Source organism: Neptunitalea chrysea (assembly GCF_027924145.1).
Classification (GTDB): Bacteria; Bacteroidota; Bacteroidia; order Flavobacteriales; family Flavobacteriaceae; genus Neptunitalea; species Neptunitalea chrysea.
Map to the genome: position 1 here is coordinate 1 of NZ_BRVP01000034.1, position 20,071 is coordinate 20,071.

Genomic DNA, 20,071 nt, shown 5'->3' on the forward strand with positions numbered 1-20,071 from the left:
CAAACGCAGAACAATTTGTTGAGAAGGCGAAATTCAAGTTTGAAGAAATGCAAAAATTTGAAAAGCTATGTAGGACTGCAGGATTTACTTCTAAAGAAACTATAGCACAGTTGAAGAATATGTTGAGTCACGAATATTTTAAAGATGAGAATCAACTCATTCAATTAAAAAGGCTCTTCATCGCAAGTGGTCATTGGCATTGATAGTTAAAACATTAAATTCAAATGCTTCAAAAGCTATATAGACACTCCTCTGTAACTACCACTATAAACTATCAAGCGAATTTTATTAATAAAGATGCAGACGATGCCTTGGATAGCGTTATAAATTTTTAGTTGAATTTTTCATTCACTATAATATCATACTTCAAAACCTCAAGTGAACTCTTGAATTCTATTTATTATTCAATTATGCTTGCTGCGCTCTAATAAACTTCTTACCCCCATCATAAGTAAAGCCAGAACCCCAAAGAGTAAGGTTAACCAAGGCGTATATACGACACTTTTAGTAGCTATTAGCCATCCACCAGCTGTAGTTCCTAAAGTGATTCCTAAATTTCCAAATGAAGTGGCAAGACTATTCGCAAATTCTAGGGATTTAGGTGCAGATGAAATCATATAGGTAGAAGCATTTAAAAAACTTGGAGAATACAAAAATCCCCATATTCCTATAACTACAATTGTAGCCACTGTATTTCCTCCTGAAAAATGCAGTAATATCGGTATCAGGATAGTTCCCGATAGGAAGAAAGCAGTGGTTTTTGTAATATTCTTATCCAACATCTTTCCAGCCACCCAATTCGCCAGTACCCCAATGATTCCAAATACAAACATCATATAACTCACCATCGTATTGTCCATATTTTTGGCCTTATTTAAGTAAGCTGCAAAATAGCTGTAGGTAGAAAACCAGGCGGCTATCATAAAAAAATTCATTGCCGTACTTGTTATAAAAGTAGGTTGTTTCAATATTTTTAATTGACTCCTATACGTCTTTTTCTCTGTTACGAGCATATTAGGTAAAACAGTGTATATTGCGATTAATGCGATAACGCTAATCGCTGATTGCACATAAAACGAATATTCCCAAGAAAATATACTGGCTATGTAAGTAGCAAAAGGAACGGTAGTCACCATTGCAATGGCCACACCACTAAAAACAATACTCATTAATTCATTTTCGTTCTTTTTGTCTCCCTGAGATACTGCTACTGAAAGTGCCGTTGCAATATAAACCGGTTGCAAAAAAGCTGGTAAAATCCTGACCAACATCAATAGCCAAAACGGGGGGGAAAAGGAAGAAACCACTCCTGTGATAACAAATAACAGGATAGAAAGCAGCATTACTTTCTTTCTGTCAAACCCAGAGGCAAGCAGGGTCATAAAAGGTCCCGTTAAAGCTATGATTAGGGCAAAAGCACTCAATAAAAGTCCGGCGCGATCAATACTTATTTCATAGTGCGTCGCTATTTGTGGTAAGATTCCGATCACTCCAAATTCCGTAGTGATTACTCCTATGAATCCAAGGCAACCGATATAGGCATATTTTTTCATTGGTAAATGATTTTTATAATTCGTCAACGAAATTAAAATGAATGCTATAAATTTGTAGGGTATACAGTTGATTGTATGGTACTAACAATTTTGTAAGTAATGGGAAAGCGAAAAGAAAATTCAACCAATATGCTAAATGAAAAAAGCATAATGGAATGCGATTTAACTTATGCAGTTTGTAAAGTCGGTGGAAGGTGGAAGTTACTGATCTTATGCAAACTGGAAAACGGTAAATTGCGCTTTAGTGAGATTAGAAGGTTGATACCAAAAATCACGGAACGAATGTTAACCCTACAACTTCGTGAGCTGGAAAAAGATGGACTGGTGAAACGCACCGTTTATGCAGAAGTACCTCCAAGAGTAGATTATGAACTCACCCCAATCGCCATAGAATTAATCCCTATCTGGTCAAAATTAAGTGACTGGGGTGCTAGGCATAAAAAGCTTGTAAAATGATACCAAATTTTAAGTAATATGATAGAGGCTTTGATAAGTCACATAGGAAAGTTTATCGATGTTAAGGATACAAACCTTAGCACTATAGATACCTTTTTTGAAACGAAGGTCTTAAAAAAGAAAAAAGACTTATTAAGAGAGGGCACCATCTGTCAAGACCTATTTTTTGTTAACAAAGGCTGTTTACAGGTATTGTACACCAAGGAAAATGGCACGGAACAAACCATTGATTTTGCCTTAGAAAACTGGTGGACTACTGATTTTGCCGCCTTTTCTAAGAAAAATACGTCCAACTTCACCATCCGAACGGTAGAACCCAGTGAAGTCTTAGTCTTAAGTGCCGATTCTAAAGAAGCACTACTTAAAGAATTTCCTGTTTTGGAGCGGTATTTCCACTTGGTCTTTCAACGCGCTTTTGCGGCATCTCAATACCGAATAAAACTACTTTACGAGCATTCTCGGGAAGATTTATATTATCATTTCAGGGATAACTTCCCTGATTTTATTCAACGTGTACCCCAATATCTTATCGCCTCATTTTTAGGTTTCACACCCGAGTATTTAAGTGAAATCCGTAGAAAAGAGGTTTCTTAAACCAGTTTAAGAATTTGCTGTTTGTTTCTGGTAATCTTTGTCCACATAAAACGAGATTACTATGACAAATTTAAAACAGGCCTTATCTTTAGGTTGTACAGGAGCTTTAGCCATTTTTATAGCTTCCTATTTTACATTACCGCCCTGGGTACTCTTCATCGCTTGGGTTAGCTACCATCTTTTTGGCACGAACCTTAAAACCGCCTCTACCATTCTGATCCAACAATTTTTTGGAATCCTCATTGGGATGTTCATACAATATACAGGAATTTGGTCTTCAGAATTTATTGGAGCGTTGGGATTTCCTGTAGCGGTATTTATCGCTATGATTGGGATTTTCTACATTTCAAAGATGAAACGTTTGAATACAGTCCCGGCTTACTTTTTAGGACTGATCACCTGGTTTTCCTCAGGTTCTGAAATAAGTATTCTATCGCTTCTCATCTTAGTCATTTCTCTGATAGTGGGCTATGCCATTGCTAGCTTGGATACTTTTCTTAATCAAAAGTTGGCCGCTAAAAGTAAATATCAAATTAATTCTTAAAAATAAATAAACAACTGATGATTATACGAAAAGCAACACTTTCAGATGTAGTGCCACTGATTGTTCTTGTAACTGAATTCAGGAAAATCTACAAGCAAGAATCAAATCCAGAAGAGCTTCAGACCTTTCTGGAAGAGAGAATTAATAAAGGAGATAGTGAAATATTGGTAGCCGTTGTGGAGAACCAATTGGCGGGTTACGCACAGCTCTTCCCATCCTTCTCTACCATAAAATTAAATAAAATCTGGATTTTGAATGATCTGTTTGTACTGGAAGCTTTTCGGGGCAAAGGTATAGCTTCCCTATTAATAAAAACCATTTTAAAATTTTCAAAAGCAACGCAGCGAAAGCAAGTTTGGCTCTTGACCGGAAATAATAATAAAAGTGCACAACAACTATATAATAAACTAGGATTTAATAACACAAAATTTAAACATTATGTCTACAATAACTAAATATCAAAAACGGGTAAACATTAAAGCATTGGAACCGGATTGTTGGAAATCAATAATCGACATTGAAGCTTATTTATCACAAACAAGCTTGGATAAAAAATTAAGGGAATTAATAAAAATAAGAGCTTCCCAAATTAATAAATGCGCCTATTGTATTGATTTACATACCAAGGATGCCATAAAATTAGGCGAAACAGAACGTAGGATATTCGCTTTATCCGCTTGGGAAGAAAGTCCTTTATTTTCCGATAAGGAGCGTGCTGTATTAAAACTAACGGAGGAAATTACCGAAATAACCAAAACAGGAGTTACAGATACTACTTACGATAAGGTAAGTGAATTTTTTAAAGAAAAAGAAATTGCACAGATTATCATAGCTATCAATCATATGAATTTTTTAAATCGAATTGCGGTATCTACCAAATTGATGCATAGTAATTAGATAAATGATTGCTATCTGTTTTTTCCCCAACCGTCAAGTATTTGTAAAGCGGGTCCTAAAGGTTCTGTATCCTGATGTAATCGGTAGTATACTTGTGGAGGGAAACCTTTAAGTTCTATTCGTTCAATGATATGATGCTCCTGCATTTGTTGTAATTGTTCGACTAGAACTTTTTTTGACACCCTTGGCATTTTACGCCATAATTCAATAAACCGTATTTCTTTTTCCTGGAATAGATGATGCAAAATCAGGGGTTTCCATTTACCCGATAGTAAATCTAGACTACGTTTTAGTCCACATTGTTCAAACTCTTTAAAATTCATAATCAACAATTAAATGGGTTACCTGAAAGTAAACTTCTTTAAGGTCTCTTAACGACTAACTAATTTAGCGATTATTAAATAAAAAGCTTCTTAAGAAACATCTGTTTATGATTTTCAAGTAAATGCAATAAAATCTAATTTATTATGGAATTTCAGTTATGGAGAAATGCTACTGTCTTACTAAGTATTGATCATATCAAATTTTTAATAGACCCAATGTTAGGGAAAAAATCCTCATTCGGAGTTTTTCCCTGGACTCAGGACAATCGTTTGAATCCATTAGTAGACTTACCATTTGAACCAAAAGAATTAGATGATTACTTGACAAACCTAGATGCCATTGTGGTAACCCATCTTCACCCAGATCATTGGGATGCAACTGCCGTTGAGATGTTGGATAAAAACCTACCGGTTATATGTTCTGTTGGTATTGCTGAAGCCATAGCAAATTATGGTTTTAAAAATGTAAATGGTATTGAAAGCAACACAACATTTAAAGAAATTTCTATATCAGTAACACCGGGATTGCACGGTACTGGAGAGATAGGAGAAAAAATGGGAACTGTAAATGGTTTTGTTTTTTCAACAAAGGAGGAAAGCGTTTATTTTGCAGGAGATACGATATGGTGTGAAGAAGTAAAAACCGCAATAAGTTTGCATAACCCACAATATGTAGTTGTGGCAGGTGGAGCGGCTACATTTGCTATTGGCGAACCGGTTACAATGACTTCGGAAGATATATTAACGTTATGTAAAAGCTTCCCTCAAGTAAAAGTACTTGTAACACACCTAGAGGCTGTTGGCCCTTGCATAGAAACCCGAAAATATATCTCCAGGAAAATTTTAGAGAATGGGTATTCAAATAGATGTTATATTCCAGAGGATGGAGAAAGCTTCATTTTAGATTAATTTTCATCCAAAATAAAATCTAAAATAGCTTGCACGTGAATCTTGGTGGTATCAAAAACTGGGATTGAATCAAAGTCATTTTCATTAATCAAAAGTGGAATTTCGGTACATCCTAGTACAATGCCTTGAGCCCCTTTTTGTATGAGGTCATTAGAAAATTTAATGAACTCTTTTTTTGAATTTTCTTTGATAATGCCTTTCCCTAATTCTTCTTTTACAACATATTGAATATGATCAATTTCAGAAGGTTTTTCAGGCGTAAACACTTCTATTTGATATTCATTTAACTTTCTTCGGTAAAAATCCATTTCCATAGTAAACTTTGTACCTAGCAAACCTATTTTATTTATTTTCATTGAATTAATCTCCTTTGCAGTTGCGGTTATAATATCTACAATTGGAATGTTAATTATTTCCTGAATCTCACCGGCAAATAAATGAGCTGTGTTGGCACATAAAGCAATACCTTCTACATTGCTTTTTTCCAGCTCTATACAGGCGTCTAAAAGTAAATCAAAAGAATTTTCCCAGCCTTTATCCTGAATATCAGCAAAGTTTAAGGAGTTAAGGACAATTTCAGCGGATTGTAATCCTCCCAATGCTTGATTGACACCTTCGTTAATATATCTGTAATAATCAATTGTCGATGTCCAACTGATTCCACCAACTAATCCTATTTTTCTCATTTCATTTGTGTTTTTCTTCAGTAGTTTGTAAAACTTTTTTCATTACCAAAAAATGAAAGATTTTCCTACCAATTTGAAAGTTATGCTCCCCAATTTTTTCAAATCCACTTTTGTTATAAAAATTTATAGCTCTAGTGTTTTCTTGGAGTACCGAAAGCCAGATCTCTTTAAATCCCAATTGTTTTGCTTCTTCAAGCAAGTAATGTTGTAATTCACCCCCTATTTTCATAGATAAAAAGTCTTTGAGAACATATATTTTTTGAAGTTGGCATACCTGTTCAGATAAGATAAACTCTGATTTTGAATTTAATTTAAGTTTGGCATAGCCAACCGGTAAATTATTAACTGTGGCTATCCAATATTTATTATTGGATTTCTCGATACTTTTTTCTATCTTTTTAACAGAAAAGGTAGCGTCAAGATAATCGAGCAAATCCTGCTCATAATTAAAATAATGGGCAAAGGTTTCAGAGAATGTTATTCTACCTAAAAGTGCTATGAATTTAGCATCTTTTTTATTTGCCAGTCGGATTTCAATTTTATTCATTCTAAACTAATGTTATCGTAATTTTTAATGGCTGAGATTGTTTTTCAATTTTTGTCCCATCATATTTTTAGGGTCTTTTATCTCTTCAAACCCAAATTTTTGATACAATCCGTGTGCCTCAGTGTTTGCTAGTTCCCGGTTTTTAACGTATTTAATGTAATTCCTGACTCTTGAAAAGCATTTTGAATTGTTTTGTATGTCAACGGCTTATTATTACTTTCATTGATTAGAGAAGCAATAGCAATGCCATATATACCAACAGAAAGTAATGATTTTATATCTTCTAATCTAATGCCACCAATAACCAAGAATGGGATTGGATTTTCATATGTTTGTTTTTGCTTGTCGATTAGCGCTTTGATTTGCTGTAAGGATAGAAAATCTTTAATTTCAGGTTTTGTTCTTGTTTTACGAAAAGTTCCTAGCCCTATATAATCCGCTATTCCATTTGATTGATGGAATTTGGCTTCTATTTCATTATAGGCAGTTGCTCCAATAATCTTATTAATTCCTAACTCTTTTCTGGCAGTCTTATGGTCTATATCCCCATTACCTAGGTGAACGCCATCTGCATCAATCTCAAGTGCGATGTCTAAATGATCGTTAATGATTAACGTAGCATCAAAATGGTCACAAATTTTTTGGGTTTCCAATGCGATATCAAGCATTTCCAACCTTTCCATATCCTTAAGCCGAAGTTGCACCAAATCAACACCGGCTTCACAGGCGTCGAGTGCCAGCTGCTGATGTGTTTTATGGAGCATATTTTGAGTGATATAATGAATTCTCGATATTCTATTTTGTATCATAAAATGTGTGATTAAGCAATACCTAGTAAAGACTCACTGCTTAACATATATTGATTGAGTAATTCTTTTGATTTATAGTAAGCCTGTTTCATATTTAAACCAAGTGCTAATCCAGCTGCAATGCCCGAAGACAGTATGCAACCCGTACCGTGTTTACCAAAACCAGTAAGCTTTCTAGATTCTAGATGATGTATATTTTGATTCCACCACAGGTGGTCTATTATATATTCTTCATTTTCAGAAACTGATTTCTGTAAAATAGTAGTCTTATCCGGCATCTGGCACAGCGGAAAATCAAAGCCCCATAATTCAGCGTACTCTTCTTTGTTGGGTGTAATTAGGTCTATGAGATGGATGGTTTCAAACAGTTTTTTTGAATTAAACCTGTTCCAAAAAATAAAACCTCCAGAGCTTTTCAAAACAGGATCCCACACAATTTTCAAGTTCTGCTTGTAGCTTTTTAAAAGTGTAACCAGCCAACATAAAGTATCTAAATCCTTTGTTATCCCAATTTTTACAACAGCTATCGTATGAAGCTCAAAAATGACCTCTACCTGGTTTTTAATCTCTTTTTGTGTTGACCAACGAATACCACGTATCTCGGATTCATTTTGGATAGTTAAGGCACTCATTACACCAAAGCCATAGACATTGAAATGCTGAAATACTTTTATATCGGCTAGAATTCCTGCGCCTGCAGAAGGATCAAACCCAGCGATCGATAACACTTTTGGTTGCTTCATAGGTAAATGGATGATCCTTTTTTTGTAAACTCTTCAGCCTTTTCCTTTAAGCCTTCTTCAATTACTTCAGTTTCTGTAGCTGCTTTTTCATTGGCCAGTTCTCGTATCTCTTGTGTGATTTTCATCGAACAAAATTTAGGGCCACACATACTACAGAAATGAGCAATCTTCGCCCCTTCTGCTGGTAAAGTCTCATCGTGATATTCACGAGCTCTAAAGGGATCCAATGAAAGGTTGAACTGATCGTCCCATCGAAACTCAAACCTTGCTTTACTCAATGCATCATCCCTATATTGGGCAGATGGGAAACCTTTTGCCAAATCTGCTGCGTGGGCTGCTATTTTGTAGGCAATCAATCCATCCTTTACATCTTCTTTATTGGGTAACCCTAAATGTTCTTTGGGCGTTACATAGCAGAGCATAGCAGTACCGAACCAACCAATCAATGCCGCACCAATAGCACTCGTGATATGATCGTAACCAGGGGCAATATCCGTAGTGAGCGGTCCTAATGTGTAAAAAGGAGCTTCGTGAGTAAGTTTAAGCTGCTTGTCCACATTCTCCTTGATTAACTGCATAGGGACGTGTCCAGGCCCTTCAATCATTACCTGAACATCGTATTTCCAAGCGATTTCCGTGAGCTCACCCAAAGTTTCTAATTCGGCAAACTGCGCTCTATCATTAGCATCTGCGATACTCCCTGGGCGTAGCCCGTCACCTAATGAAATGGAAACATCGTACTTATTCAATATTTGGCATAATTCAGAAAAATGCTCATAAATAAAATTTTCCTTATGATGTGCCAAACACCATTTGGCCATAATGCTTCCACCTCGTGAAACAATACCCGTAAGCCGTGAAGCCGTGAGCGGAATATACTTTAATAGTACGCCGGCGTGCAGTGTAACATAATCTACTCCCTGTTCTGCCTGTTCAATAAGTGTATCGCGAAAAAGCTCCCAAGTTAACGCTTCCGGATTTCCATTGACTTTTTCCAATGCTTGATAAATGGGCACAGTACCCAATGGTACAGGGCAATTCCGTATAATCCATTCTCGGGTTTCGTGAATGTTTTCTCCCGTGGATAAATCCATAATGGAGTCAGCTCCCCAACGACAAGCCCATACGGCTTTTTCCACTTCTTCTGCAATAGAGGAAGTCACTACCGAATTTCCAATATTGGCGTTCACTTTAGTAAGGAAGTTACGCCCAATTACCATTGGTTCTAATTCGGGATGATTAATATTGGCAGGAATGATGGCACGACCTTTAGCTACTTCATCCCTAACAAATTCAGGAGTGATTTTTTTAGGAATATTAGCACCCCAACTGTTTCCAGAGTGCTGATGGTAATCCTCCATCATCAGGTTTTCCCGTACTGCTATGTATTCCATTTCCGGAGTAACAATACCCTGTTTTGCATAATACATTTGCGTATGTGATGGTCTTGTGGAACGTTTCGGTTTTCGAATATTTGGAAATCGTAAGGTATCCAACGTACTATCTTTTAAACGTGTATTCCCATATTCAGATGATGGTTGTGGCAGCTCTATTATTTGCTTGTCATTTGCCAACCAATTCCTAACATCAGGAAGCCCTTGCGTTAAATCAATAGTGGCTTTTGGGTCGGTATAAGGACCACTGGTATCATATAGATATACCTCTGGATTTGTGGTGTCCTTTTCTGTTCCATTTATGGTAGTTTTAGCTTGTTTAACGCCTCTAAAAGGAATCTTTAAACCATTAGTTGTCGTTGCATAATGCTTATTTGAATTCGGAAAAGGTTCTCTTGAAATATGTTGTTTATAATCGGCTGAAACCGTATTTTTTTTGTCCATTTGTTTTTTGAACAAAAGTGATTAAATAGATGTAAAAAAGATAGTACAAGGTGGACATAGGGGTTAGAATGTCCAACTTATACTATTTAAAATAGGGCGTTTTACCGTAATTTGTGTTTAGATAAAATCAAAAATAAATGACTATATATATAATTGGTGCAGGAGCAATTGGTAAAGCATTGGCGGTTTGCTTAACACGAAATGGTAAAGACGTTCAGCTTATTCGAGGAAGTGTTGATGATGGTAGTTCGTATAGCGAAAAAATAACGTTGAAACTTAAATCAGGACAAGAGTTGACAGCGGATGTAAGGTTCAATTCCTTATGCAACTTCTCTGACTTAAATGGTCTGGTTGTACTCACCAATAAATCTTTTGGAAATAAGGAGCTTGCCAAAAAGCTAAAGAGCAAGGCTATTAATTCACCAATAGTTATCTTGCAGAATGGTTTAGGTATAGAAAAACCCTTTATAGAGAATAATTTTCGAGAGGTCTATAGATGCGTACTTTTTGCAACAAGTCAAAATATTTCAAAAAGCGAAGTAAGCTATAAACCTGTAGCGGAATCTCCCATTGGTGTAGTCCGGCAGAATAATACGGTTCTAGAAACAATTGTAAAGGAAATAGATACGCCCGGATTCAGGTTTGTTGCTGAAAAACAAATCGATAGAATTATTTGGAAAAAGGCGATTGCGAATTGTGTGTTCAATTCCATATGTCCCTTATTGGAAGTTGATAATGGGATTTTCCACAGAAATACCGAAGTCTTTTCTTTAGCGAGAAGAATTATTAAGGAATGTGTACTTATATCAAAGAAGAAGGGGATTGATTTAGGAGCTAAAGAAGTTGAGGATCAGGTAATTTCCATCAGTAAAATGTCCGACGGTCAGTTTATATCCACATTGCAGGACATTCGAAATAAAAGGGAAACAGAAATAGACACCCTCAATTTTGAGGTTTTTAGGATAGCAAAGGAAATGAACTTGGAGGCACTAGTCCAGGAAACAAAGTTACTTGGGGAGTTAGTAAAAATAAAATCAGAATTAAACAGATAGATGTATCAAATATTTTCCCCACCAGAACATTTACGCCATATTATAAGATATTATTGGTTACTTGATTTAAGCATAAAAGGACGTGGAGTAACGGAATATATTTTTGCCTATCCCTATGTGAATTGGGTATTTACACTTGGGGCTCCATATACGGTTAAAGATAATCAGTTTGACCCTCTAGTTATTAGAGATACGCGCATTTTGGGGCCAAGGACTAATTTTGCAGAATATTTACACCCCGAGGGAAACTTAGCCTTTGGAGTGACCTTTCAATTTGGAAGTACCTTGCCTATTTTCAAGGAAGAAACCAGCCTATTGACCAATAAAATTATTTTACAGGATGAGATACTGCCTGCTTTTAATTGGTTGACACCTTTTTTTGAAGAAGTCCAACCAGATGTTTTTATGAATACTTTTAATAATCAAATTGAAAAACTTTCTCGTGGAAAGGATAGAAATGGGCAGGTTCTATGGAATCAATTTTTAGAACTCATCATAGGCGGAAAAAATTATGCATCATCTGCAAATCGAATGTCAAGAATGCTCCAAATAAGCCAAAGGCATCTTCAAAGAATAACGATGCAATATGCCGGGTTAACTCCCAAACAGGTACAGTCAATGATTCGGTGCAGGCTGGCAATTAAGCACATTCATAAAACGGGATGTACCCCTGATTTTTTCCACTATGGTTTTTACGACCAAAATCACTTTATCAAGGAGGTTAAAAGATGGTCAGGACATACACCTGTTGCACTTTTATCCTTGCTCCCCTAAATTAGACTTTCTGTTTTAAGTTCTTAATGGCGGAAAAGCCCAGTATGTAAAGGATGGTTTTGATATGCAAACTGACAGAAAGTAGAACTAATACAGGAAATATTGAATGAAAAAGCAAAACTGAAAATTGAAAAAGCACTTTATGCCTTCAAAGAAAGCATTCAAGAAATCGAAAGGTCTGATCTTTCTGTAATCATTAATACTTCAAAAGGGATTCAAATATCTAGAGATTGCTTACATCAATTAAGATTAATTGTGAGAGCCAACCAATTTGACTCTATTCAAGAAGAAATAGATTTTTTCAAGGAGCAAAAGCCCTTTGTATATGGTAGGTTAAAATTTTTTGTAAAAATTCATAAAAGCATTCTAGAGAGACCCAAAACATCTATAGAACGACAACGTAAATTTATTGATCAGCAACTAGAGGAAATAGATAGGCGTAGAAAAGCTTTTCTAGATTTCGAAAAATACTATTTACAAAAAGAAACCAAATTAGATAAGTATTATTTTGTTAGAGGGAAAGACTCTTCTGAACTTATTTCAGATACTTCACATTATTATACAGACCCAGAGTTCTCAACTAGTCACGACAATATGGTAGCGCAAATCATTGCTTCAGAGTTGTTAATTAATCACTTTAATTCAGAACTGCACTATTTGCGTAGAAAAGAACTACAGCCTTTCGCTGAAAACCCATCTATAATGACATTAGAAGATTTAGAATGGACTGCTAGTAAAACGGATTTAGTAGAGCTTATATATGCACTACAAGCATCTGGAGCTATTCAAAACGGAAATGCAGAAATTAAGCAAATGGCTACTATTTGCGAAAAAATATTCTCAATAGATCTAGGTAATTTTTATAGAACATATTTAGAAATTAGGGAACGTAAAATGGATAGATCTCGTTTTATTAAACATCTTAAGAAAAGTCTTGACCAAAAAATGGAAAATGATGACCAGAAATATTAAACCTTAAAACTGTTAAAATTCTTCCCAACCCACTCCCAACTTGGGAATAAAATACACTAAACCTATTCAAATTTGTAGAACGAAAGTTAAATCAGGTCAGGGGCTATCAAATTAGTTGACAGCGAGACGATAGTCCCTTTCCATTAAAACCGTTCTATTATGCCAACAGCCATTATTACCACAGACGATCTTCGGGAATTCAAAATGGAATTGCTCGATGATATCAAAAACCTTCTTGCCAAACAAGCTTCCGGGAATATCAAAAAGTATCTTAAATCTTCCGAAGTAATGGACTTGCTTCAGGTAAGTCCAGGCACATTACAAAATCTGCGTATCAACGGGACACTTCCCTATACAAAAGTAGGCGGCATCATTTATTACGATGCAGCGGAAATTCAAAACGTAATGGATGCAAACCGTGTCCAGCACGGGCTAAATTTATAGGTGATGAACTATATAAAGCTACTTAATGCGGCTTTTGAAAAGTTCTTTTTTGATGATCGCCTAAATCCTACCCATATCAGCCTGTATATGGCATTGTTCCAAGAATGGAACAGCAGCCGTTTTGCCGATGAGTTTTACGTGAACCGACGTGACCTTATGCGCGTGGCAAAAATAGGTTCAAAATCTACCTACCACAGATGTGTGACCGAGTTGGATGCTTGGAGCTATCTCTCCTATTTTCCCTCCAATAACCCCTACAAAGGCAGTAAAATCAAGATGTCCATTATTGGGACGAGTGATGAACCGGTTAAGGGACAGTACAATCCCATATTGGAACAACTTGCGGAACAGTACCATCCCATACGAGAACCAGTAGTGTACCAGCACCGGCCCACTAATGGACAAGCATTGGTATCTACTATAAACAATACCAAACAAGTAAACAATACAAAACAGCCAAAGGGCAGGCTGGCTGTTATTGTTTTTTTTAAAGAAAAAGGATTTGATGCTGATGAAGGAAAAAAATTCTTCGACCATTACGAAGCCAACGATTGGAAAACGAGTGACGGAAAAGCGATTCGCGATTGGCAGGCATTGGCCATAAATTGGATGGATAGAACCGAATTGTTTGACCAGGAAAACCAGCCAAACAATAAAGAAGCGTCCCAAATACGGGACAACCTGCGAACTACTAAAAACAAGGATTATGGACAACCCCTCTAAAATAACCGAAGGTGGCGTGGAATATTCGCTTGGGGAGTTTGATGGTAAAAGTGTGCTATACGATTTCCCTAAAATCTTGATTTACCTGAATGCCAAGGGCAAACTGCTTTTCGGGGAAAAATTCAGGATTTATGATGAGGATAAGGATATTCTGCTAAAGCTTTGTTCTTATTTCATCAAGGATAAAGAGAACTGCAAGACCTATGGTATTGATATTAATAAAGGGATTCTACTTTCCGGTCCTGTAGGCTGCGGAAAGACCAGTTTGATGAAACTATTACGTTATATTGTCCCGTTGCAACGGCCATACGAGATAATACCTTGCAGAAATGTGACTTTCAGCTTTAATCATCTTGGTTTTAAAACCATTGAAGAATATGGCAACACCAAATTTTTCTGCTTTGACGATTTGGGCATTGAACCCTCTGGACGGTTTTATGGGAAGGATCTGAACGTAATGGGCGAAGTGCTGTTATCCCGCTATGAACTCTACCAACAAACCAAACATAAAATTAAAACCCACGCCACCACCAATCTAAATGCTGAAGAGTTGGAAGAAAGATATGGAAATCGTGTCCGTAGTCGAATGCGGGAATTATTTAATTTGGTTGCGTTTGATAAAAGGGCTAGCGACAAGAGGAAGTGAATAAAGGATTTAGAAAGATACGTCAAAAACATTCTTATGGTGTAGGATATGAGGTTTTAAGTAAATATATTTGCGTATTAGGCAATTTTTCTTTATAGACTATGGAGATTAATAGAATTAAAGCTGTTTTGGCTGAAAGTGGAAAGAAAAACAAGTGGTTGTCAGCTAAAATGCGATTAAATGAAGCAACAGTATCGAAATGGTGTACTAATGCAAGTCAACCATCTTTAAAAACATTGAAGGAAATAGCTAAAGTTTTAGGTGTTGACATTCGTGAATTATTAAACCAAACAAAAAATTAAAGTGCTATATATGAGCAAAAAAAAGACATATATTGATTTATTTGCTGGGTGTGGTGGTCTCTCACTAGGATTATATAATTCTGGACATTGGAAAGGGGAATTTGCAGTTGAGAAAAGTCCTGATGCTTTTAAAACCTTAGAGCATAATTTAATTGAAAATAATGGCCATTTTAACTGGCCAAATTGGTTGCCTCAATCGAATCACGACATAAATCAAATAATTAAAAACCACTCAAAAGAATTAAAAAACCTAAGAGGAACTATTGATATGGTTGCGGGTGGTCCACCGTGTCAAGGCTTTTCAACAGCAGGCAAAAGGATTGAAAATGATTCCAGAAACAAATTAATCAAATCATACATTAAGTTTATTAGGCTAGTACAACCAAAGGTTATATTTTTTGAAAATGTAAAAGGGTTTACTCAAAAGTTTGACAAAAATAAAATCCAAGGAAAAGTGTATTCTGAATACGTAAAAAGTGCTCTAGAATATACCCCAAAAGATGAAAACTATTTTGGTTACAAAGTTGAGGGTCGGCTAGTTGATTTTTCAGAATATGGTGTTCCGCAAAAAAGAACCCGTTTTATTCTGGTTGGGATTAGAAAAGACATAGCTAACAATACAAAACCGACAGATTTTTTTGATTCAATAAGAAATGAAAGAGAAAAGTTCCTTGTAAATAAAGGGATTGGTCTAACAAATAGTTTGGAAGATGCCATATCCGATTTATTGAGAATTAATGAAACTGTATCACCTGATACTTCATCATTTATGACAGGTTTTTATAACAAAACTAAATCCAAATATCAAAAACTTTTGAAAGGAGATTATGCAGAAAAGATTCCTGATAGTCACAGATTTGCAAAACACAATCCTACTACAATAGAAAAATTCGAATTTATTCTTGAAAATGCAGTTAAAAATAAAACACTTTCAGAGGATATTAAAGACAGATTTAACCTTAAAAAAAGGACTATAATTCCATTGTCTGGAAAATTACCAACGCCAACAATTACAACATTACCTGACGATTATATTCACTATTGCGAACCAAGAATTTTTACAGTCCGAGAATATGCTAGAATTCAATCCTTCAACGATTGGTATGAGTTTAAAGGGAAATATACAACTGGAGGAAAAAGAAGAACACAAGAAGTTCCTCGATATTCTCAAATTGGAAATGCAATTCCACCTTTGTTTGGTGAACAAGCAGGACTTATTCTAAACTCGATATTGTAATGGCAAAAGTTAGTTTTAGAACAAATATCCTCTTAAAAAGTATAATTGGAAAAGATTTAATTACAGATGACAACATTGCTGTACTGGAGTTGGTCAAAAATTCCTTTGATGCAGGTTCAAATGAAGCAAAAATAATTTTCAGAGATGTTGTAACTGAACTTTCAGCGAAAGATTATAAAAAATATAACCAATCGAAAATTATACTTCGCGATACAGGTTCAGGAATGTCAGAATATGACCTAATCAACAAATGGTTAAATATTGCTTATTCTGAAAAAAAATCTAAAAAAGAAGAGTTTAACAGACAGTTAGCAGGTAATAAAGGAGTTGGTAGATTTTCTTGTGATAGATTAGGCAAATCATTAGTCATTTATACTAAAAAAAATAGTGAACCATTATTAAAACTTTCCATAGACTGGACGGAATTTGAAAAAATTGATGACATTGAAAAAAATATTCAAGATATAGATTTCGAACTAGATGAGATTTCAATTGAACAATACGTAAAAGAAACTCATCTTGAAGAATTCGAGACAGGTACAACATTGTTTATTAGCAATTTGAGAGAAAATTGGGACTTATCAAAAATTCAATCCCTAAAAAGACAACTCGAACGCTTCATTAATCCGAATCAAAACTTTGAAGCTGAATCTTTTGACGTAACCATAGAAGCGGATGAATTCCAAAAAATTGAACGCGGTTTACCAGAAAGTGAGAAAATAAACGGTGTTGTAAAGAATAGGATTTTTAGCAAGTTAGATTTCAAAGCAACTTACATAAAAGCTAATATTTCAGAAGATGGTAAAACTATTACAACAGTATTACGCGATAGAGGCAATGAGATTTTTACACTTAAAGAACATAATCCTTTCGACTTATTAAAGGATATTGAAATTAACATATACTACTTAAATCCCTATTCAAAGGCTTACTTCAGAAGACAGACTGGAATAAGGTCTGTCGATTTTGGCTCAATTTTTTTGTTTATTAATGGATTTAGAATTCCACCATACGGAGACCAAGGGAACGATTGGTTAGGTATGGAGTTAAGAAAAGGACAAGGACATAGTAGGTTTTTAGGAACTAGAGAGGTAATAGGGCGTATCGAAATTAATGGAGTTGAGTTAGATGATGAAAAAGAAGATTTTTTTATTATTTCAAACCGTTCAGGAGTTGATAACAACAAACATTATGAACAGCTGACTAAAAACTCAGCACCATACGGTTATTATTTTAAAACTTTTAGAAGACTTGAACGATTTGTAGATGAAGGAATAAAATGGGACAGTACACCTTTAAAAGAGTCCGCAATTGAAAAAAAGGTACTTGATGATAAAAACTGGAATGAAGGAAAAGAAGAGTACAAAGAAGATTTATTAACAAGAAATAAACGGGTAATATCTATAATTGAAAAAATTATAAATGCTAAAAATGACGAAATAATTTCGTTATCTATTAATAAAGAATTAGTTACAGAATTAGCTGATGAACAGGCTAAAAAAGCCAAAGCTGAAATAGATTCTATTGTAGGACAACTTAACAACAAAACACTATCTTCTGAACAAATAACTCAACTAATCAATGATTTAAAAAGCTCAGAAAATGAAATAGAAAATTTTCCAGGTCAAGAGGGTCAAATTGAACTGCTTAAAAAGGAACAGAATAAATTAAAATTAGAGCTTGAAAGGAAGTTTGCGGAAAAAAAAGAACTTGAAGATGAAGCTATAAGATTAGAAGAAGAAGCTAAAAGGCTTCAAGAAGAACTAGAGTTAGAAAAAGAAAAGAACACTTATTTAAAAACTTCATCCAGAACTTTAACTGAGGATGCAAAGGGACTCGTTCATAATATTAAAATTACATCGAGGAAAATAAGCAGCAGTGTAGATAATTTATACGATAAGATATTAAACGATTCTTATACTAAAAATTCATTACTTAAATCTTTAGGAGCTATTAAGTTTCAATCTGAAAAGGCAAATAAAATTAGTAAGATAATTACTCGTTCTAACTTCAAAACAGATAGAAATGCTCAAATAGCTGATGTAGTCCAGTATATCAAACAGTATATCGAAATATATTCTGACATATACCCAAGGAATGAACTTGAATTCAAGATTGTTGAGAAGGACACGACATTAACAAAAAAATTTAGTGTACTTGATATGTCTGTTGTTCTTGATGACCTGATATCCAATTCTGAAAAAGCAGGTGCTAGCTTAATTGAAATTGAAATGACTAATACGTCAAAAGAAGAATTGAATATTCTTTTTTCTGATGATGGAAGAGGTGTAGCTGAAAAATTTTTAGGAGATGAAAAGTCAAAAAACAAAATCTTTGAACTAGGTGTAACCACAACAAATGGCGGTTCTGGAATTGGTTTAAACTCTGTTAGGGAAGGTTTAAGGTCGATGAATGGAACTATTAAATTGATTGGCAATAATGTTAAACTCAAAGGAGCTTGTTTTGAAATAATAATTAAATGATAAAAAGAAGTTGTTTAATAATCGATAATGAAGACCAAACGGAAGAAGTTGAAAAACTGATTAGGGATGCCAAACATCAGGGCATCGAGCTTGACTGCCATCAGTTTAACGTAGGCAATACTGCTTATTCAGACATTCTTACTGATGGTTATATAGATATTGAGAAAGTATGTCAAGAGTTTAGGAATAAATTTAAGGGTAAATACTTTGACATTGTCGCTTTTGACTGGGATTTAGAGGATGATCATATAACTGGTGTAGAACTCATTAGACAATTCACTTCAAACAAAATCGCTCGTTACTCACCTAAAATTGTTTACTCTGGTGTTCTTGATGATGTTATAAAAGACATTATTCAAGAGAATCTAGACTTAGTCAAGGTTAAGGACACATTTAAACCAGTTATAAAGGATAAAGCAATTACTAAAATTAAATCTCTGGTTAGAAATAGAGTTTTTGATTACTTAGACAGAGGAAATCGAGACCCAATGATATTAAAGTTCTTGTCTGAAGAAATTCAATCTACAGAATTAATAATTGTTCAGGTATTAGAACAGTATCCAGAATTAATATTCGACAACAACTTTGTAAATGAAAAATTTAACGGTAAAACTTTTCAAGAAATAGCAGATTTTCTAAAAAATGATGACTCTATGGCTAATGAATTCAAAAGAGAGATTATTCAACAAGTCATCGCATATCTAACGGAAAAGATTTAGGAATGAACAAAAAGATTTTAATTGTTCATCCCTATGACAAGTCAACTAGTTTCTTAGATAGGATAAAAAGCCATTTACAAGAAGAGTTTTCAGATGACTTACATTATTTCAGCATCAAGCCAAATAAGACCTCGCACAATCAATGCTTGAGTACTATTAGAGATTTATCCGTTAACGGATTATTGTTATTTATGGGTCACGGAAAAAGTAACTGTCTTTACGGAGCTAAAGGAGATTATTATGGAACTTTAGAAAATATACTCGTAAAATCTGAAGAACCAGACAAATATTTTTATGAGGATAACTTCATAAATGAACAAAACTTAAGTGTATTTAATGAAAAAAAAATCATAGCATTATCTTGTAATTCTAATGCCCAATTAGGAAAGAAATCAGTTGAGAGTGGAGCAAAAGTTTTTTTAGGATTTGGGGATTTACCGACTTCAATAGAAGAGCTAGAAGAACAAGGGCAAGAAAGTAAATCTGGTGTTTCGCTTGGTAAAATTGAGCAAGCACTTAAAACCGAGATTAACGATATTATCAAGAAGAGCATTGGCATTGGAATTAATAAAAATTATACCTTTTCAGAATTAGTTGACCTAATTCACTTTGTGACTAATCAAAAAATAAGTCACTACTTAATCAATCAAAAGAAAATAAGTGAACGAAAACTCATAGCCAACTACCTATACACTTTCAAGAAAGAAATAAAAATTTACGGTAATAGTAATGAATTTTTAATTTCGTAAATAACGTGAGTTCGACGTAAAATAATGAGTTTTTAATATGAAAAAAGCGGAATATTTAGTAAATTAAAGTG

Annotated in this window: 24 protein-coding genes and 1 pseudogene; 18 read left to right on the forward strand and 7 right to left on the reverse strand. The window is 34.7% G+C overall.

From position 1 onward, the window contains the following. Positions 1 to 203 (forward strand): annotated as a pseudogene (locus tag NBRC110019_RS15910) (DUF4238 domain-containing protein); the annotation flags it as partial. Positions 204 to 404: 201 nt separating this feature from the next. Here NBRC110019_RS15910 and NBRC110019_RS15915 read toward each other — a convergent pair. Beyond that, positions 405 to 1,553 carry an MFS transporter gene (locus NBRC110019_RS15915; protein WP_281756463.1) on the reverse strand — a complete coding sequence of 383 codons (1,149 nt, stop codon included), beginning with the start codon at positions 1,551 to 1,553 and terminating at the stop codon, positions 405 to 407. Positions 1,554 to 1,652: 99 nt separating this feature from the next. Between NBRC110019_RS15915 and NBRC110019_RS15920 the strand changes: the two genes are divergently transcribed. The 5 genes from NBRC110019_RS15920 to NBRC110019_RS15940 all read left to right on the forward strand — a co-directional run bounded on the left by NBRC110019_RS15920 (position 1,653) and on the right by NBRC110019_RS15940 (position 4,044). Then, positions 1,653 to 2,009, forward strand: a complete 357-nt coding sequence (locus NBRC110019_RS15920) for a winged helix-turn-helix transcriptional regulator (RefSeq protein WP_281756464.1) — start codon at positions 1,653 to 1,655, stop codon at positions 2,007 to 2,009. A gap of 18 nt (positions 2,010 to 2,027) precedes the next feature. Beyond that, positions 2,028 to 2,603: a Crp/Fnr family transcriptional regulator gene (locus NBRC110019_RS15925; protein ID WP_281756465.1), complete on the forward strand. Its 576-nt coding sequence runs from the start codon at positions 2,028 to 2,030 to the stop codon at positions 2,601 to 2,603. 61 nt (positions 2,604 to 2,664) lie between these two features. Next, positions 2,665 to 3,147: a DUF1097 domain-containing protein gene (locus NBRC110019_RS15930; protein WP_281756466.1), complete on the forward strand. Its 483-nt coding sequence runs from the start codon at positions 2,665 to 2,667 to the stop codon at positions 3,145 to 3,147. 17 nt (positions 3,148 to 3,164) lie between these two features. Then, positions 3,165 to 3,602 carry a GNAT family N-acetyltransferase gene (locus tag NBRC110019_RS15935; protein WP_281756467.1) on the forward strand — a complete coding sequence of 146 codons (438 nt, stop codon included), beginning with the start codon at positions 3,165 to 3,167 and terminating at the stop codon, positions 3,600 to 3,602. Beyond that, positions 3,586 to 4,044, forward strand: coding sequence for a carboxymuconolactone decarboxylase family protein (locus NBRC110019_RS15940; protein WP_281756468.1), 459 nt, complete (start codon positions 3,586 to 3,588; stop codon positions 4,042 to 4,044). The genes NBRC110019_RS15935 and NBRC110019_RS15940 overlap by 17 nt, the downstream gene beginning before the upstream one ends. 11 nt (positions 4,045 to 4,055) lie before the next feature. On the opposite strand, the gene NBRC110019_RS15945 is transcribed toward NBRC110019_RS15940, so the two are convergent. After that, entirely contained in the window at positions 4,056 to 4,367 is a 312-nt protein-coding gene (locus tag NBRC110019_RS15945; RefSeq protein WP_281756469.1) for a winged helix-turn-helix transcriptional regulator, read from the reverse strand. 144 nt (positions 4,368 to 4,511) lie between these two features. On the opposite strand from NBRC110019_RS15945, the gene NBRC110019_RS15950 reads away from it, so the two are divergent. Further along, positions 4,512 to 5,276, forward strand: coding sequence for an MBL fold metallo-hydrolase (locus NBRC110019_RS15950; RefSeq protein WP_281756470.1), 765 nt, complete (start codon positions 4,512 to 4,514; stop codon positions 5,274 to 5,276). On the opposite strand, the gene NBRC110019_RS15955 is transcribed toward NBRC110019_RS15950, so the two are convergent. The 5 genes from NBRC110019_RS15955 to thiC form a co-directional block, all read right to left on the reverse strand. Further along, positions 5,273 to 5,962 (reverse strand): aspartate/glutamate racemase family protein, encoded by a 690-nt coding sequence (locus NBRC110019_RS15955; RefSeq protein ID WP_281756471.1) that lies wholly within the window; start codon positions 5,960 to 5,962, stop codon positions 5,273 to 5,275. The two genes, NBRC110019_RS15950 and NBRC110019_RS15955, sit on opposite strands and share 4 nt — an antisense overlap. Position 5,963: 1 nt before the next feature. Then, positions 5,964 to 6,509 carry a GNAT family N-acetyltransferase gene (locus tag NBRC110019_RS15960; protein WP_281756472.1) on the reverse strand — a complete coding sequence of 182 codons (546 nt, stop codon included), beginning with the start codon at positions 6,507 to 6,509 and terminating at the stop codon, positions 5,964 to 5,966. Positions 6,510 to 6,637: 128 nt separating this feature from the next. After that, positions 6,638 to 7,318 carry a thiamine phosphate synthase gene (gene thiE, locus NBRC110019_RS15965; protein ID WP_281756473.1) on the reverse strand — a complete coding sequence of 227 codons (681 nt, stop codon included), beginning with the start codon at positions 7,316 to 7,318 and terminating at the stop codon, positions 6,638 to 6,640. Positions 7,319 to 7,329: 11 nt separating this feature from the next. Next, positions 7,330 to 8,061 (reverse strand): hydroxymethylpyrimidine/phosphomethylpyrimidine kinase, encoded by a 732-nt coding sequence (locus tag NBRC110019_RS15970; protein WP_281756474.1) that lies wholly within the window; start codon positions 8,059 to 8,061, stop codon positions 7,330 to 7,332. Then, positions 8,058 to 9,899, reverse strand: a complete 1,842-nt coding sequence (gene thiC / locus NBRC110019_RS15975; RefSeq protein WP_281756475.1) for a phosphomethylpyrimidine synthase ThiC — start codon at positions 9,897 to 9,899, stop codon at positions 8,058 to 8,060. Before thiC ends, NBRC110019_RS15970 begins: the two co-directional genes overlap by 4 nt. A gap of 137 nt (positions 9,900 to 10,036) precedes the next feature. Here thiC and NBRC110019_RS15980 point away from each other — a divergent pair, with 137 nt between their 5' ends. The 11 genes from NBRC110019_RS15980 to NBRC110019_RS16030 all read left to right on the forward strand — a co-directional run bounded on the left by NBRC110019_RS15980 (position 10,037) and on the right by NBRC110019_RS16030 (position 20,000). Next, the gene (locus NBRC110019_RS15980; protein ID WP_281756476.1) at positions 10,037 to 10,951 is read left to right on the forward strand and encodes a ketopantoate reductase family protein; all 915 of its coding nucleotides are present in this window, start codon (positions 10,037 to 10,039) and stop codon (positions 10,949 to 10,951) included. Then, positions 10,952 to 11,725 (forward strand): helix-turn-helix domain-containing protein, encoded by a 774-nt coding sequence (locus tag NBRC110019_RS15985; protein WP_281756477.1) that lies wholly within the window; start codon positions 10,952 to 10,954, stop codon positions 11,723 to 11,725. It abuts the gene before it with no gap. Positions 11,726 to 11,827: 102 nt separating this feature from the next. Then, positions 11,828 to 12,697: an RteC domain-containing protein gene (locus tag NBRC110019_RS15990; RefSeq protein ID WP_281756478.1), complete on the forward strand. Its 870-nt coding sequence runs from the start codon at positions 11,828 to 11,830 to the stop codon at positions 12,695 to 12,697. A 159-nt stretch (positions 12,698 to 12,856) separates the two neighbouring features. Continuing rightward, positions 12,857 to 13,141 carry a helix-turn-helix domain-containing protein gene (locus NBRC110019_RS15995; protein WP_281756479.1) on the forward strand — a complete coding sequence of 95 codons (285 nt, stop codon included), beginning with the start codon at positions 12,857 to 12,859 and terminating at the stop codon, positions 13,139 to 13,141. A 3-nt stretch (positions 13,142 to 13,144) separates the two neighbouring features. After that, positions 13,145 to 13,864, forward strand: a complete 720-nt coding sequence (locus NBRC110019_RS16000) for a hypothetical protein (RefSeq protein WP_281756480.1) — start codon at positions 13,145 to 13,147, stop codon at positions 13,862 to 13,864. Beyond that, the gene (locus NBRC110019_RS16005; RefSeq protein ID WP_281756481.1) at positions 13,848 to 14,510 is read left to right on the forward strand and encodes a P-loop NTPase family protein; all 663 of its coding nucleotides are present in this window, start codon (positions 13,848 to 13,850) and stop codon (positions 14,508 to 14,510) included. Before NBRC110019_RS16000 ends, NBRC110019_RS16005 begins: the two co-directional genes overlap by 17 nt. Positions 14,511 to 14,611: 101 nt before the next feature. Next, entirely contained in the window at positions 14,612 to 14,812 is a 201-nt protein-coding gene (locus NBRC110019_RS16010; RefSeq protein WP_281756482.1) for a helix-turn-helix transcriptional regulator, read from the forward strand. Positions 14,813 to 14,822: 10 nt separating this feature from the next. Further along, positions 14,823 to 16,049 carry a DNA cytosine methyltransferase gene (locus NBRC110019_RS16015; RefSeq protein ID WP_281756483.1) on the forward strand — a complete coding sequence of 409 codons (1,227 nt, stop codon included), beginning with the start codon at positions 14,823 to 14,825 and terminating at the stop codon, positions 16,047 to 16,049. After that, a complete protein-coding gene (locus NBRC110019_RS16020) occupies positions 16,049 to 18,532 on the forward strand; it encodes an ATP-binding protein (protein ID WP_281756484.1) in 2,484 nt (827 codons plus the stop codon). Before NBRC110019_RS16015 ends, NBRC110019_RS16020 begins: the two co-directional genes overlap by 1 nt. After that, on the forward strand, positions 18,529 to 19,251 hold the full coding sequence (locus NBRC110019_RS16025; protein WP_281756485.1) for a hypothetical protein: 723 nt from the start codon (positions 18,529 to 18,531) through the stop codon (positions 19,249 to 19,251). The genes NBRC110019_RS16020 and NBRC110019_RS16025 overlap by 4 nt, the downstream gene beginning before the upstream one ends. 2 nt (positions 19,252 to 19,253) lie before the next feature. Then, positions 19,254 to 20,000: a hypothetical protein gene (locus tag NBRC110019_RS16030; protein WP_281756486.1), complete on the forward strand. Its 747-nt coding sequence runs from the start codon at positions 19,254 to 19,256 to the stop codon at positions 19,998 to 20,000. Positions 20,001 to 20,071: the final 71 nt, after the last annotated feature.